The organism is Thermoanaerobacter brockii subsp. finnii Ako-1 (assembly GCF_000175295.2).
Classification (GTDB): Bacteria; Bacillota; Thermoanaerobacteria; order Thermoanaerobacterales; family Thermoanaerobacteraceae; genus Thermoanaerobacter; species Thermoanaerobacter pseudethanolicus.
On the sequence record NC_014964.1, the window covers coordinates 2,155,741 to 2,170,581 of the forward strand.

At 34.9% G+C, this 14,841-nt stretch carries 19 protein-coding genes; 2 read left to right on the top strand and 17 right to left on the bottom strand.

Translation table 11 applies throughout. The annotated features are described in order from the left end of the window. Window positions 1–19: 19 nt before the first annotated feature. Window positions 20–1,270: a UDP-N-acetylglucosamine 1-carboxyvinyltransferase gene (murA, locus tag THEBR_RS10630; RefSeq protein ID WP_003867302.1), complete on the bottom strand. Its 1,251-nt coding sequence runs from the start codon at window positions 1,268–1,270 to the stop codon at window positions 20–22. Between the two features lie 6 nt (window positions 1,271–1,276). After that, window positions 1,277–2,026, bottom strand: coding sequence for a YwmB family TATA-box binding protein (locus tag THEBR_RS10635; protein ID WP_009051980.1), 750 nt, complete (start codon window positions 2,024–2,026; stop codon window positions 1,277–1,279). Window positions 2,027–2,374: 348 nt separating this feature from the next. On the opposite strand from THEBR_RS10635, the gene THEBR_RS10640 reads away from it, so the two are divergent. Continuing rightward, window positions 2,375–2,671: a hypothetical protein gene (locus THEBR_RS10640; protein WP_003867305.1), complete on the top strand. Its 297-nt coding sequence runs from the start codon at window positions 2,375–2,377 to the stop codon at window positions 2,669–2,671. 33 nt (window positions 2,672–2,704) lie between these two features. Here the strand turns inward: THEBR_RS10640 and THEBR_RS10645 are convergent, their stop codons facing one another. From THEBR_RS10645 to THEBR_RS10670, 6 genes are read right to left on the bottom strand one after another with little or no spacing between them, the layout of a single operon-like run. After that, window positions 2,705–3,154: a deoxycytidylate deaminase gene (locus THEBR_RS10645; protein WP_012268568.1), complete on the bottom strand. Its 450-nt coding sequence runs from the start codon at window positions 3,152–3,154 to the stop codon at window positions 2,705–2,707. A gap of 17 nt (window positions 3,155–3,171) precedes the next feature. Then, on the bottom strand, window positions 3,172–3,804 hold the full coding sequence (upp, locus tag THEBR_RS10650; protein WP_003867307.1) for a uracil phosphoribosyltransferase: 633 nt from the start codon (window positions 3,802–3,804) through the stop codon (window positions 3,172–3,174). A gap of 49 nt (window positions 3,805–3,853) precedes the next feature. Next, the gene (gene rpiB, locus THEBR_RS10655) at window positions 3,854–4,300 is read right to left on the bottom strand and encodes a ribose 5-phosphate isomerase B (RefSeq protein WP_003867308.1); all 447 of its coding nucleotides are present in this window, start codon (window positions 4,298–4,300) and stop codon (window positions 3,854–3,856) included. Further along, window positions 4,297–4,758 carry a low molecular weight protein arginine phosphatase gene (locus THEBR_RS10660; RefSeq protein ID WP_012269763.1) on the bottom strand — a complete coding sequence of 154 codons (462 nt, stop codon included), beginning with the start codon at window positions 4,756–4,758 and terminating at the stop codon, window positions 4,297–4,299. The genes rpiB and THEBR_RS10660 overlap by 4 nt, the downstream gene beginning before the upstream one ends. Beyond that, on the bottom strand, window positions 4,755–5,819 hold the full coding sequence (locus tag THEBR_RS10665; protein ID WP_012269764.1) for an L-threonylcarbamoyladenylate synthase: 1,065 nt from the start codon (window positions 5,817–5,819) through the stop codon (window positions 4,755–4,757). Before THEBR_RS10665 ends, THEBR_RS10660 begins: the two co-directional genes overlap by 4 nt. A gap of 27 nt (window positions 5,820–5,846) precedes the next feature. Beyond that, window positions 5,847–6,566 (bottom strand): ZIP family metal transporter, encoded by a 720-nt coding sequence (locus tag THEBR_RS10670; protein WP_003867311.1) that lies wholly within the window; start codon window positions 6,564–6,566, stop codon window positions 5,847–5,849. A gap of 430 nt (window positions 6,567–6,996) precedes the next feature. Here THEBR_RS10670 and THEBR_RS12270 point away from each other — a divergent pair, with 430 nt between their 5' ends. Continuing rightward, on the top strand, window positions 6,997–7,155 hold the full coding sequence (locus THEBR_RS12270) for a hypothetical protein (RefSeq protein WP_013570856.1): 159 nt from the start codon (window positions 6,997–6,999) through the stop codon (window positions 7,153–7,155). Window positions 7,156–7,174: 19 nt separating this feature from the next. On the opposite strand, the gene prfA is transcribed toward THEBR_RS12270, so the two are convergent. The 9 genes from prfA to THEBR_RS10715 all read right to left on the bottom strand — a co-directional run bounded on the left by prfA (window position 7,175) and on the right by THEBR_RS10715 (window position 14,775). Continuing rightward, entirely contained in the window at window positions 7,175–8,245 is a 1,071-nt protein-coding gene (prfA, locus tag THEBR_RS10675) for a peptide chain release factor 1 (protein WP_012269765.1), read from the bottom strand. Window positions 8,246–8,293: 48 nt separating this feature from the next. Then, window positions 8,294–9,133 (bottom strand): peptide chain release factor N(5)-glutamine methyltransferase, encoded by an 840-nt coding sequence (prmC, locus tag THEBR_RS10680; protein ID WP_003867315.1) that lies wholly within the window; start codon window positions 9,131–9,133, stop codon window positions 8,294–8,296. Beyond that, the gene (locus THEBR_RS10685) at window positions 9,120–10,046 is read right to left on the bottom strand and encodes a DUF1385 domain-containing protein (RefSeq protein ID WP_009051985.1); all 927 of its coding nucleotides are present in this window, start codon (window positions 10,044–10,046) and stop codon (window positions 9,120–9,122) included. The genes prmC and THEBR_RS10685 overlap by 14 nt, the downstream gene beginning before the upstream one ends. 15 nt (window positions 10,047–10,061) lie before the next feature. Then, window positions 10,062–10,643: a thymidine kinase gene (locus tag THEBR_RS10690; RefSeq protein WP_009051986.1), complete on the bottom strand. Its 582-nt coding sequence runs from the start codon at window positions 10,641–10,643 to the stop codon at window positions 10,062–10,064. A 68-nt stretch (window positions 10,644–10,711) separates the two neighbouring features. Next, window positions 10,712–10,921: a 50S ribosomal protein L31 gene (gene rpmE, locus THEBR_RS10695; RefSeq protein WP_003867319.1), complete on the bottom strand. Its 210-nt coding sequence runs from the start codon at window positions 10,919–10,921 to the stop codon at window positions 10,712–10,714. Window positions 10,922–10,983: 62 nt separating this feature from the next. Continuing rightward, a complete protein-coding gene (gene rho, locus THEBR_RS10700) occupies window positions 10,984–12,510 on the bottom strand; it encodes a transcription termination factor Rho (RefSeq protein WP_009051987.1) in 1,527 nt (508 codons plus the stop codon). 306 nt (window positions 12,511–12,816) lie between these two features. Then, window positions 12,817–13,668, bottom strand: a complete 852-nt coding sequence (locus THEBR_RS10705; protein WP_003867321.1) for a class II fructose-1,6-bisphosphate aldolase — start codon at window positions 13,666–13,668, stop codon at window positions 12,817–12,819. 124 nt (window positions 13,669–13,792) lie between these two features. Next, on the bottom strand, window positions 13,793–14,143 hold the full coding sequence (locus THEBR_RS10710; protein ID WP_003867322.1) for a response regulator: 351 nt from the start codon (window positions 14,141–14,143) through the stop codon (window positions 13,793–13,795). Window positions 14,144–14,394: 251 nt separating this feature from the next. Next, entirely contained in the window at window positions 14,395–14,775 is a 381-nt protein-coding gene (locus tag THEBR_RS10715) for a NusG domain II-containing protein (protein WP_038016313.1), read from the bottom strand. Window positions 14,776–14,841: the final 66 nt, after the last annotated feature.

Below are 14,841 nucleotides of genomic sequence, written 5' to 3' on the forward strand. Positions count from 1 at the left end.
AAGGCGCAACATGACGCCTTTATATTCTATATATGATTGCACCAAGATTTTTTAACTTTTCTTCCATTTTTACATAACCTCTGTCAATATGATAAATATCGTTTATTTCAGTCCTACCTTCTGCAATAAGTCCTGCCAATACTAAGGCTGCTCCCGCCCTTAAATCCGTTGCTTTAACTTCTGCACCTGTCAAATGATCTACTCCTGTAACAACAGCGCTTCTCCCTTCTATCTTTATATTTGCCCCCATACGCTTTAGCTCATCCACATGCATAAATCTATTTTCAAAAACTGTTTCTATTATAACGCTTGTCCCTTTTGCCACTGTCATCATAACCATCATTTGAGCTTGCATATCTGTAGGAAAGCCTGGATAAGGAAGAGTTTTTATGTCCACTGCTTTATAATTTTTGATTCCTTTGACTCGCAGTCCCTTAGGTTCTTCTGTTATCTTAATTCCGCATTCTGTTAATTTCGCAATTATAGACCTTACATGATCCACTATGACATTTTCTATAAGAACATTTCCTCCAGTCATTGCAGCTGCTACCATAAAAGTCCCTGCTTCAATTCTATCTGGTATGACAGTATGCTCAGCCCCTTTTAGCTCCTTTACTCCTTCAATTCTTATTGTATCTGTCCCCGCGCCTTTAATATTTGCTCCCATCTTGTTGAGAAAATTGGCAAGGTCAACAATTTCCGGCTCTTCCGCAGCGTTTTCTATTATAGTAACTCCTTCCGCAAAAACTGCCGCCATCATGATGTTTTCTGTAGCCCCAACACTTGGAAAATCTAAATAAATTTTTTTGCCTGTCAATTTTTTGGCTCGTGCTTCTACATAACCATGTCCTATGGTGATATCTGCTCCCAAAGTTTGAAATCCTTTTAAATGCAAATCTATTGGTCGAGAACCAATAGCGCACCCACCTGGCATAGAAATTTTAGCGTGCCCCAACCTTGCAAGTATGGGTCCCATCACCAAAAACGATGCTCTCATTTTCTTCACCAAATCATATGGGGCTTCTACATCTTTAATATCCACTTTTATCTTTAATTTCTCATTTTCAAATTCACATATAGCACCAAAATGCTTAATTAACTCTATCATGACATTGACATCCTCTAAAGTAGGTATGTCATCTAACACTATTTCTCCTGATGACAACAAAGAAGCGGCAATTATAGGTAATACAGAATTTTTAGCACCACTTATTTTTACACTTCCTTTAAGAGGTGGGCTTTTTTCAACAATAAATTTCGTTGTTATCACCCTCTTTTAATATTCTATAGCTATAATAGGTGTCGCCACCCATATATAAGTTTTATCGTCAAAAGAACTATATCTTATTGCTACGTTTAAATTTATTTTTTCACTTCCTAATTTAATATATTCTTTTAATTTGCTCGAATAAGCAGAAACACTTATTATATTTTCATCTTCCATTCCTTCTACTTTTTGTGCATCTAATTTGTCAAGTATTAATTTAACTATACTACTATTTTTTTCTTTATTCAACTTCCCTTTAAAAGTCCCTACAAAGCAGGTTGTTATCTCCGGTTTCCCTTTTAATTCCTTAAAAGTATTATCGATAAGTTTTTTTTCTTTTTCAACATCTTGATATCCTTTTAGTAAATATTCATCTATTAACAAGTATGCCTCTCCTTTATCCCTATTCTTTATACTTTGCGCCACAATACTTATTGCTCTCATATTTTCTGAATAGTCTATTTCTATCTGTCGAAAATTATCTTTTTCGCTTTTTGATACCTTAATTTTTTCTTTGTCAATTTCCATGCTTTCAAGTGCTTTTTCAACATATTTTGTTAAATTGTCAAAATTTGTAAATACATTGTCGACTTTTGCCCACCCGTTTATATTCGCATATTCATAAGTGGCTCCTGTCGTTAAAAAGACTTCTTTTGTCAGTGAAACATCTTCCGTCAATGAAAGAAAAGTCTGTTTTTGAAATCCAAATGAAAATATTACAATAAAAATTATTAATCCTGTAAATATTTTTTTAAACACATTTCTTACCTCCTTTTAAAAAAAGGCGGTAAAATACCTGCGAATCCACAAGGGGGAGAATGGATCCGCCGATTTTTACCGCCCTTCTATTTTAAATTATTAACTGAAATAAAAAGATTTATTCATCAATCTAAAAAATTTTATTATTGACATAACAGGAAAAATGGGCAGCCATTAGAAATAATTAGATAAAAAGAGAATAAGTCAGAAAAGGTCAGATAAATATAGATAAATTTTCCTGATAAACTTTTTTGGTCAAAAAAGGTCAAAAATCAAATTTGTTTTATAATTTTGATAAAGTAAAATTATAAGTGGAAGGAAAAATATCTCAAAAAGGAGGTGTGAAATATGTTCTGGGTAACACTTATTGTAGTAGGACTTATATCTAGTCTTGTATTTCATCCTTTGTTCAACTCCAAAGCTGGAGAATCTTACGTCGAAAAGCTAAATAAAATTTACGGAACATACTGGGCAGCACTAGTTGCACATCTAATCGGAGCATGGCTTGGCGGCGCTTACCTAGGCAAATGGGGCTGGATGGTCGCTGATTACAACGTAATAGGCGGATTCATCGGAGCAATAGTAATTGGTTATCTGTGGTACCTAATCGCTAAAAGTCAAACAAAAGCAGAAGCTAATAAATAAAATAAATCTATAAAAGCGGGGTTTATTCCCCGCTTATTTTTGTCGCTCAATTTTTACTAAGTCAATATTTGCTTCCTTTAAAAGTTTAAAAGCTAATTCATCGGGATACTCCTCTTCATATACAATTCGCTTAACTCCTGCATTGATTAACATTTTAGCGCATATGACACAAGGACTGGCACTTACATAGAGAGTAGCCCCTTTAGTACTTACCCCATGCAACGCTGCTTGTATAATCGCATTTTGCTCTGCATGTACACCTCTACAAAGCTCTGGCCTTTCTCCCGACGGTATCCCTAATTGCTCTCTCAAACAACCTGTTTCTTCACAATGGGCGAGTCCTGTAGGAGGACCATTATACCCTGTTGAAATTATGTGTTTATCCACCACCAAAATAGCCCCTACTTGTCTTCTAAGACAAGTAGAGCGAGTTTTTACAACATCTACAATTTGCATAAAATATTCATCCCATGAGGGTCTCATTTGTACATCCCTCGCCATCACTTTGTGCCGAAAAGCCTATCTCCTGCATCTCCTAAACCCGGTACAATATAACCATGTTCATTTAAACCTTGGTCTATGCTGGCCACGTAAATTGGAACCTCTGGATGGTCTCTGTGAACTGCCTCAATTCCTTCTGGAGCAGCTATTAAATTCACCAATTTTATATTTTGTGCGCCTCTTTCTTTGAGAAAATGTATGGCAGCACAAGCAGAACCTCCTGTCGCAAGCATAGGGTCTACCACAATGAGGTCTCTTTCTGCTATGTCGGAAGGCAGTTTACAGTAATATTCTACAGGTTTTAAAGTTTCAGGGTCCCTGTAAATTCCTATATGTCCTACTTTAGCAGCTGGAATGAGTTTTAACATTCCATCCACCATTCCTAATCCTGCCCTTAATATAGGGATTATTCCTAATTTTTTCCCTGCAATCACTTTTGTCTTTGCCACTGCCACTGGAGTTTTTACCTCTATCTCCTCAAGAGGCAAATCTCTTGTGACTTCATATGCCATGAGCATTGCAATTTCTTCTACTAACTCTCTAAATTCTTTAGAACCTGTATTTTCATCTCTTATAAGGCTTATTTTATGTTGAATAAGTGGATGGTCAATGACAAATACATTTTTATACATTTTTTACCTCCTGTAAGTTTAAAATTTCTTTTCTAATAACAAATTAATATCATTTGCTATACTTTTTCTCAATTTCCGCTATTTTGTCAATCCTTCTCTGATGACGTCCTCCTTGGAAAGTTGCATTTAACCATTCTTCCACCATCATCACAGCAAGTCCTGGTCCTGTGATGCGTCCTCCCAAGCACAAAATATTAGCATTGTTGTGTTCCTTAGCGGCTTTTGCTGAAAAAACATCTTCTGCATGAGCAGCTCTAATTCCTGGTACTTTATTTGCCGCTATTGACATACCAATGCCTGTCCCACAGACTAAAATTCCTTCGCTGCACTCATGAGATGCAACAGCCTCTGCTACTTTGAGGGCATAATCTGGATAATCTACAGATTCTGTACCAAAAGTTCCAAAATCTTTATAGGCTATTCCTTTTTCATCTAAATACTTTTTTATAGCTTCTTTAAGTTCATAGCCACCATGGTCAGCTCCTAATGCAATCACCGTTTTTCCCTTCCTTCTGAAATTTTGGTTATAATCTTTGAAATTAGATTGTCTAACTCGCGAGCCGTTTGTCTATACACTTCTATAGGCATGCCATAAGGGTCCTCAACCTCTCCCTGTAGCCCTACAAATTCTTTTATAGTAAAAACTTTATGGGAATATTCTGGGTACTTAGAAAGTATGCTCTGTTTATGAGAATTCGACATGGCTAAAATTAAATCAGCCTCTTCTAAATCTTGACGTCTTAAACTTTTTGACCTGTGGTTTGAAATATCTATATTATAATCCTGTTTTAATACTTCTATTGCTTCTTGCGAAGCTGGAAAACCTTCTGGAGCAAATACTCCAGCAGATTTTGCTTCAAAGTCCTTACCGAAAGCTTTCGCTTTGTCATTAAAAAGTCCCTCTGCCATAGGGCTTCTACAGCTATTCCCAGTGCACACAAATAATACTTTCATGGCAATTCTCCTTCAGCACTTATTTCTTTATAACCGGCAGCTTTTTCTAATCTATTCATAATAGCAAGTCCAATATTGTCATATTCAAAACTTTCAGCAAAAATGACATCTACTCCCTTTTTGTCAAATTGTCTTAAAACTTCAAAAAGATTTTTCGCTATCGTCTCTGGTCTATTTCTATCCCCTACGACAATAATTTCTCCCTTTTCATATTGTGTCGAAGTTTGTACCGTTGCCATTATACCAACTTTTTTACCATATTTCAATTGTTCTTCTGTCAATTCTTGAATTTTTTTTACAACTTTCTCAAGGTCTCCTGTTACTATATAGACCTCCGCATTAGGAGAATAATGCTTGTACTTCATGCCAGGGGACTTAGGCTTTAAATCTTCTTGTGGCTTTTTTAAAAGTGAAGGATCCACTTCAACATTTCCTATCACTTCTCTCAGCATTTCCAAAGTAACTGCTCCCGGTCTTAAAATGACCGGCACCTTTTCTGTCAAATCCAAAACAGTAGATTCTACGCCAACATCACATTTTCCTCCGTCTATTATTACATCTACTTTTCCATACAAATCTTCAATAACGTGAGAAGCATCAGTAGGACTAGGCTTACCTGAAACATTAGCGCTGGGAGCAGATATAGGGACTTCTGCCCTTTTGATTAAAAGATGAGCAATTGTGTTTGAAGGCATCCTTATAGCTACAGTATCCATGCCAGCCGTATTAACATAAGGCACTTTTTGTGATTTTTTAAAAATAAGTGTTAAAGGGCCTGGCCAAAATTTCTTCATAAGAGTTTTAGCTTTTTGAGGTACTTCTTTCACAAGGTCATAAATCTGCTCTAATTCTGCAATATGAACAATAAGAGGGTTATCTTGAGGCCTTCCCTTTGCTATAAATATCTTTTTTATAGCTTCTTCATTGAAAGAATTGGCTCCAATTCCATAAACTGTCTCTGTAGGAAAAGCCACAAGTCCTCCTTCTTTTATCACTTTTGCTGCAAAATCAATAAGCTCAATTTCTGGATTATTTTTATTAACACGTACTATTTTTGTCATTTAAGGCACTCCCTGCATAAACAAAACTTACAAATACTTTGTTATTATTATACCACCAATAAAACCTAATATCATCCCCAAAATAGAAATTTTCCCTTTGTAAATATTTCTGGCCTCAGGAATTACATCGCCACAGGTCACATACAACATAGCTCCTCCTGCTATGCCTAAATTTAATCCAATAAAATAAGGGGATATACCACCCGTCACAACTCCAATTAAAGCCCCTATTCCTGTAGGAATCCCAGCCAATACGGTGTATATTACATTTTTATAAGGAGGTATACCGCCTGCAGAAAATGGCGTTGCCATTGCTAAACCCTCAGGAAAATCGTGCAAAGCAATAACTAAGGCGATGTCAATACCTAATGACTGAGATACCATAAAACCAGAACCTACAGCAAGTCCTTCAGGGAAATTATGTAAAGCAATTGCAATTCCTAATAGTACTCCTTCTTTTATGAAACTTCCGGCAATATCCATATTTTCTATTATCATGTCAAAAAAAGAAATCAAAATGGCTCCCATTAATATCCCAATTGTCCCCAATGTAAGACCTGCTATATCAAAAGCATGAGGCAAAAGGTCAAAAGCAACAATAGAAAGCATTAAACCTGCAGCAGTGCCCATAATCCCACTAAAAAATCTATTAGAAGGGTTTTTTAAAAAATATGTCGCAGCTCCCCCCATTCCCGTACCGATTATTCCGACCAAAGAGCCTATTATCATCCCATTGAAGGCAGACATAAAAACATCCCCTTAATTTTTAAATCTACTTCAAATGTATTAAATCGTTATTGAACTTATGCTTAGCACAAAAAAATTCGCTCGAAGGTAGGAGGACCATCGAGCGAATAAAGCGTCCTCTATAGAGGACAGCTGGGGGGCAATGTTAAATTGTATGTATTTTGTCACATACTGCTATTTCTTAGTTTAACTTAATAAAGTGTTTTTTTATAATTATAATTTATAACGATTATTTAGTCAAGCACAAAAATTTTAATTATACCTATATTTTTTGATAATATCATTATCTATACAGAAATAAAAAGAACAGGTTTTCCTGTTCCAGACTGTACGCAAACTTTCGTAAAAGAGATATTTTGCATAAGGAGCGACTTGGTACAAAACGATAACAAAACTTAGCAAGACCGAGGGTGGAGGCAGGGCCGAAGCCATGGATGGCGAAGGCGGGCACCTTAAGGCATGGATGCCACCTGACGGAGGTACCCTGCCGGAACCTGAAGGGGAAGCTTATGTTTTGTCGCTTTGGAAAACCGGAGCGACGATGCAAAATATCTCTTTTGAAAATTTTTTAAATTTTGTCACAAGCTAGAACAGGTTTCCCTGTTCCTTTAATTTAGATTCATATTCTTGAGTTTTTCTGCCTGGTCATTTAAAATTAAAGCATCTATAATTTCATCCAAGTCCCCATCAAGAACTTCCTGTAATCTATATAAAGTTAAACCTATTCTGTGGTCAGTAACTCTGCCTTGTGGAAAATTGTAAGTTCTTATCCTCTCGCTCCTTTCCCCAGTACCTACTTGGGATTTCCGTGTCTCAGCAATTTCTCTTTGTTGTTCTTGTAGAGCCATTTCATAAAGCTTTGCTCGCAAAATTTTAAGAGCTCTTTCTCTATTTTGAATCTGTGACCTCTCATCTTGACAAGTTACTACAATCCCTGTCGGAATATGGGTAACTCTGACTGCGGAATCAGTCGTATTTACACTCTGCCCTCCATGACCGCCTGACCTAAATACATCTATCTTTATATCATTTGGATTTATCTCTACATCAACTTCCTCGACTTCAGGCAAAACTGCCACTGTAGCGGTAGAAGTGTGTATTCTTCCTCCAGCTTCAGTGGTTGGAACCCTTTGAACCCTATGAACACCACTTTCGTATTTTAACCTGCTGTAAGATCCTTTTCCAGAAATATTTAAAATTACTTCTTTAAATCCTCCGATATCTGTTTCATTGGAGCTCATTATTTCTACTTTCCAACCTTTTTTCTCTGCATACATGGAATACATCCTAAAAAGGTCATGGGCAAAAAGAGCTGCCTCTTCTCCTCCTGCTCCTGCCCTAATCTCCATTATGACGTTTTTCTCATCATTTGGGTCTTTTGGTATTAAAAGAATTTTTATCTCCTCTAATAATTTTTCTTTTTTTTCTTCTAATTGAGAAAGTTCTTCCTCTGCCATCTCTTTAAGCTCTTCATCATTTGAAGACAACAACTCTTTTGTAGCCTCTATATCTTCCAAAACTTTTTTGTATTCTCTGTATTTTAACACAATATCTTCAATAGCCGCATGCTCTTTTACATACTTTCTCCATTCAGCTACATTTGAAATAATATTAGGGTCACTTATTTTCTGACTTAAATCTACATATCTATCTTCTATTGCTTGCAATTTATCAATCATCATCTCACCTCAAAAATTGATTATATCATATATTGCTATTTGTGAAAACTATAACTTATACCTTGCTATTACAACTCTATCAATTCCCGATAAATCCTTTATCACTTCAATATTTTTAAAACCACCTTTTGTCAATAAATCAGTTACCTCCTCTTTTTGGTCATATCCCATTTCAAAGCAAATTGCCCCTTCAGGATTTAGATAAAAAGGAGCTCCCTCTATAATCTTTTTATAAAAGAAAAGCCCATCTTCTCCTCCATCCAACGCTATAATAGGTTCTTTTTTTACTTCTTCTTGAAGGGTTTCAAGTTCGCCTCTTTTAATATAGGGTGGATTTGATACAATAAAATCAAACTTTATATTCTTAGGAACCTGTGAAAAAACATCACTTTCTATAAAAACAATTTTATCTAAAACGTTGTGTTTTTTTGCATTATATTTTGCCACCTCAAGAGCTTTTCTACTAATATCGACAGCATATACAAAGCAATCAGGAAAATATTTGACTACACTTACAGCTATAGCACCACTGCCTGTCCCTATGTCAATTAGTGTATTACCTTTCTTAAGCCTTTTTAATACTTCTTCCACAAGTATTTCCGTCTCAGGCCTTGGAATCAATACATTTTCATCCACGAAAAACTCCAAACCCATAAAATAATGTTTTTTTACAATGTACTGATAAGGAATGTGAGATTTTCTCATATTTAAAAGTCCTAAAAACTTTGCTAACTCCCCTTCCTCCACTTCATCTTCTCTTTTAATTATTAGATTTATCCTATCCATCCCCAAACAGTAGGCAAGGAGCAGTTCCGCTTCAAGTTTAGGATTTTCGCAAATGCCTTGAAGTTCTTTTGCCCCTAAATTTATCACTTCATATACTTTCAAATTCTTGTCCTCCCTCGTCCTCCAAAACACTTTTTAGTGATGCAATAGCAACTTCTAATTGATTGTCATCAGGCTCTCTTGTAGTAAGTTTTTGTAACAGCAAGCCAGGATATACAAAAGCCGCTATTATTTTATTGTCACTTCGCCCTGCCAATTTTATTATTTCATAAGATATACCAGCAACTACAGGAAGCAAAAGAATTCTACTGAGTATCCTTATATAAAGAGTAGGCCATTTCAAAAAAGAAAAAACTATTATAGAGACAGTCATGACTATAAAAAGGAAATTTGTTCCACACCTAGGATGTAAAGTAGTATATTTGCGAGCATTTTCTACTGTCAATTCCTCTTCATGTTCAAGGCAGTAAATAGCCTTATGCTCTGCCCCATGATATTCAAAAATACGCTTTATGTCTTTCATCTGAGAAATAAGAACAAGGTACAAGAGAAAAATGACAACCCTCAACAACCCCTCGACAAAATTTATGACTATGGTATTTTTTGTAAATAATTTCATGTAATCCGCTACATATGTCGGTCCGATAAAAAATATGACAATAGATAAAATTAAAGATATTGCGACAGAAAAATACATCAAAACATCATCTAACTTATCTCCAAACACTTTTTGTAAAAATGAATCAAATTTTGAAATATTTTCTTCATCTTCTTCTTCAAAAAGTTCTGCAGAATAAGTAAGGCTTTTTATACCTACGATAAGAGAATCAAAAAGAGCAAAAGTACCTCTTATAAAAGGTAACGAAAAAAATTTATTCCTTTTAGTCAAGGGTTTTACATACTCTTTCTTTATAATTATTTCATCTCCTTTTCTTACAGCTGTCGCTACACTATTGTGTCCTCTCATCATAACTCCTTCAATTACTGCTTGACCACCTATATCAGTTTTTTTCATTATTACACCTCTTTTCTATGTACGGGGAACTTCATGGCATTTTCGACACCTTGCTTCATAGGTTTCATGGGCCCCTACTAAAATGATTGGATCATCGTATTTTGCAGGTTTCCCATTGATAAGCCTTTGAGTGCGAGTAGCAGGATTGCCACATTTCACACATATAGCCGTCAGTTTATCCACAGACTCCGCAATTGCCATTACATCAGGAGTAGGCCCAAATGGTTCTCCCCTAAAGTCCATATCTAAGCCAGCACAAATGACTCTTTTGCCCAAATCAGCAATTTCCCTTACAACATCCACAATCGAATGGTCAAAAAACTGAATTTCATCAATTGCGATAACCTCTGTGTCTTCTTCTAAAAGCTCAATTATTTCAAAAGCTTTTACTACACTAATAGCATTTATATTAGTGCCATTGTGAGATACCACCTTGTCAATAGAATATCTATCGTCAATAGCCGGTTTAAAAACTTGTACTTTTTGTTTGGCAATTTGTGCTCTTTTAATCCTTCTTATTAGTTCTTCACTTTTACCGCTAAACATAGGACCAACTATAACCTCTATAAAACCATGATCCAAAGATCCGTATATCATGAAAACCACCTTTCTTAATGTCAAATTAAAAACAAAAGGTTAGAGTCTTCACCACTCTAACCCCCAAATTATTTTTCCTCTAAATTAAATCTCTTTCTAAATCTCTCGACTCTTCCACCTGTATCTACAATCTTCTGCTGGCCTGTAAAGAAAGGATGGCATTTGGAACATATTTCTACTCTAATTTCTTTCTTTGTAGAACCTGTTATAAAAGTATTTCCACATGCACACCTTACAACCGCATCATGATAATAGGTAGGATGTATATTCGGTTTCACAGCTTTCACCTCTTTCAACCAAAACTCATACGGAGAAATTATAACACAAGTTATACACAATATCAAGATTTATATAATTGTGCTCTTATCATATTTATAAACTCCGCATTAGATTTAGTTCGTATTAATTTTTCAATTAACATCTCTGTAACCTCTGCAGGCGGTAAATTTGACATGGCTTTCCTTAATATCCACATGGCCTCCAATTCTTCTTTAGTAAGCAGCAATTCTTCTTTTCTTGTACCCGATTTGTATATATCAATAGCAGGGAATATCCTTCTTTCTTGTAATTTTCTATCAAGGTGAAGTTCCATATTGCCCGTTCCCTTAAATTCTTCAAATATAACTTCATCCATGCGGCTTCCCGTTTCAATCAAAGCAGTAGCAAGGATAGTTAAACTTCCACCCTCTTCTATATTCCTGGCTGCTCCAAAAAATCTTTTCGGAGGATGTAATGCAGAAGGGTCAATGCCACCAGAAAGAGTTCTTCCTGAAGGAGGTGTAATAAGGTTATAAGCTCTCGCTAACCTAGTAATACTATCTAAAAGAATCACCACATCCTTTTTATACTCCACAAGTCTTTTAGCGTGCTCTAATACCATTTCAGCCACTTTAGTATGGTGTTCTGGGAGTTCATCAAAAGTAGAATATACTACTTCTCCTTTTATAGAACGTTTCATGTCAGTTACTTCTTCAGGGCGTTCATCAATTAAAAGCACAATGAGAATAACTTCTGGATGGTTTTGTGAAATGCTATTGGCAATTTGCTTAAGTAAAGTGGTTTTTCCTGCTTTTGGCGGTGCAACAATCATACCCCTTTGCCCTTTACCTATAGGAGCAATGATATCTACCAATCTCATGGAAAATTCTGTAGGTGAAGTCTCTAATCTCAATTTCTCATTTGGGAAAATAGGAGTTAATTCATCAAAGGGAATCCTTTTTTTAGCATTTTCGGGATCTTCACCATTTATAGATTCCACATAAAGAATTGCAGAATATTTTTCCCCTTCTCTAGGAATCCTTGTAATACCTCTTACTTTGTCGCCAACTTTTAAGCCAAAACGCCTTATTTGCGATTGAGAAATATATATATCTTTAGGCCCTTGAACAAAGTTTTCTACTCTTAAAAATCCGTAACCATCTGGCAAAATATCAAGAATGCCTTCTGCCACTACATCTCCTTGTGTCTGTATAAGTTCTTTCAATGGATCAGAAAGTTCTTTAGCAATTGGCAAGATGTCTTTTGAAGGCTTTGATTGAGCTTGTAATCCATTTGCGCTATTTTCAGTACTAATAGACTTTGCATATCCATTTTTCGATATGTTAGAATTTGTATTTGAAGTATCGTCTGTATTTTTCCCTACCCTACTTTCTTGTAATTCTTGTGTTGGCCCCTCATTTAAACCTTCCTCTTTTCTGTTATCCTCTTGAATTAAATTTTCTCCATTTAATTGACTAACTTTTTCCAAAATTTTTTCTCTCAGCTCTTGTTTTCTGTATTTCGTAATACTTTTAATGCCTAACTCTTTTGCAATTTCTCTCAGTTCCATCAAACTCAAATTTCCCAAAGTATTAATATCAAAATGCAAATGTACACCTCCCAAAAGTAGAATTTTAACAAACTAAGTCCTCATTACCTCATTTTTAAAAAAGTATAAGAGGGAACTTACCTGGAGGATAAAAATGAGAATTTCTGCGCAACACACTTCTCGCAAAGGATACTTATTAAAAACACAAAAAGAAAATGCTAAAAGAAATGAATACGTATAATCTTATTCTATTTTATTTATATTTTTTTGGAATGTCAAGTAGTTATTTTCAGTCCCAAATTTATAATTGACAATTTGTAAAAATTTATACATAAAAAATAAAAAGCGGTGAAACCCCGCTTTAAATTATGCTCTTCCTGCTGCTCCAAATAAAATCATTTTTTGCTTAATTACTTCTTTCATCGCATCTTTACACGGACCTAAAATTTTTCTTGGGTCGTATACTTCACTATCTTTTTCTAATAAATCTCTTAGTCTTCGTGCAAAAGCTTGTCTTATATCCGTATCTATGTTTATCTTATTTATGCCAAGGCTTACAGCCTTCTTTATAGCCTCTTCAGGAACTCCTGAAGCTCCATGTAAAACTAAAGGAATATTGAGCATTTCTTTTATTTTTTTAAGTCTATCAAAGTCCAGCTTAGGTTCTCCTTTGTAAGGTCCATGAGCTGTCCCAATAGCTATAGCTAAATAATCTACTCCTGTTTCTTTTGCGAATTTTAAAGCTTCTTCTGGGTCTGTCATAGCCGCTTCTCTTTCATCTACTGTGATATTATCCTCTGTACCACCAATTTTTCCGATTTCAGCTTCAACAGAAACTCCCATTCCGTGAGCAATTTGCACCACAGTTTTCGTCACTTTTATATTTTCTTCGAGTGGCAATTTTGATGCATCCATCATTACAGAAGTCCAACCATTTCTCAAGCATTTCATGACCGTATTGAAATCTGTACCATGGTCAAGGTGAAGGGCAATTGGAACTGACGCTTTTTCCGCCATTGTCCTGACAATCGCTGAAATCGTCTCAATACCAGCGTATTTCAATCCTCCCTCACTGACTTGTATTATGACTGGTGATTTAGTCTCTTCTGCTGCTTCCACAATGGCTTGAGTAATTTCTAAATTACTGGTGTTAAAAGCTCCAACTGCATATCCTTCTTTATGGGCCTTTTCCAATATCTCTATACCTGTCACTAACATTTCTAACAACTCCTTTATTATAACTGTTTTCAAAATACTACCTAATATTATGTAACTTTACTTTTTCATTATAGCATTTGTTTAAAGCTAGCTCAAGAAAAATATAAAAAGGTACAAACGTACCTTATACAAACATTTCTTGCTTTAGACTATCATAAACTAAATTTTTTAGTGTTATTATGTCAAAAGGTTTAGAGATAAAAGGAAACTCCGTAAAAGGCTCTTGTGGCTCATCTGCTGACATTATAATACCTTTCATGTTTGGATGAATATTCTTAACTTTTTTGATGATTTTTAGCATATCTTTTGCCATGTGTAAATCAAACAATCCTACATCAGGTCTAAATTTTTCTATCTCTTTGTCAAAATGGCTAATATCACTGTAAGTTCTCACTTCATGGCCATCCATCGTGAAAATTTCTTCTATTAAACTACAGATTCCCTTATTATCGTCTAAAACTAAAATTTTACTCATTTTATGCCACCTTTTACACCCATAAATCTTTCTTTAACACACACAATAATTAATATTCTACAAAAAAATAAATATTCCTCTTTTTAAATCAAAAATTTATTAAAAAATTTATGAATTAGCAATTTCTATTGCTTTATCTACAATTTTGTCGTCAATCTCTAACTCTAATAAATCTAAATTTTTCCTTACATGTTCGGGATTTTTCGTTCCTAAAAGCACTGAATAGATGCAATATTTTTATTCGTTCCCTTCTAGTAACTGATACCATCTATTTCCATTTCCTTCTCCCCTCCTTTTATTTCAACAACTAATCTATTGGGCAAACATACAATAGCCTCTCCAACTCGTGAAATATAGCCTTGTTTAACACACAATTGATCAGGACAATCCGCCTCAATTACTCTCACTTTATCCTCTCCAATTTCAAGTAAATTATAACCATATTCTGTCTTTATTGGTATTGTTTTTCCCACTAAACTACTATCAAATTTTATTCTCTTTACCTCTTTCCCATCTACTTGTATACTTATATACTTTTCTTCGTAACTAGAAACTGATTTATTTATAAATATAAGTGATATAACACTGATAATTACAATAGTAATTATTAAAAATTTGTCACCTTTTGTCACTTTTTTCACTCCTTGAAACAAGTTTATTTCTACAAACGTCATACTTAGTTTACCATTTATATTTTT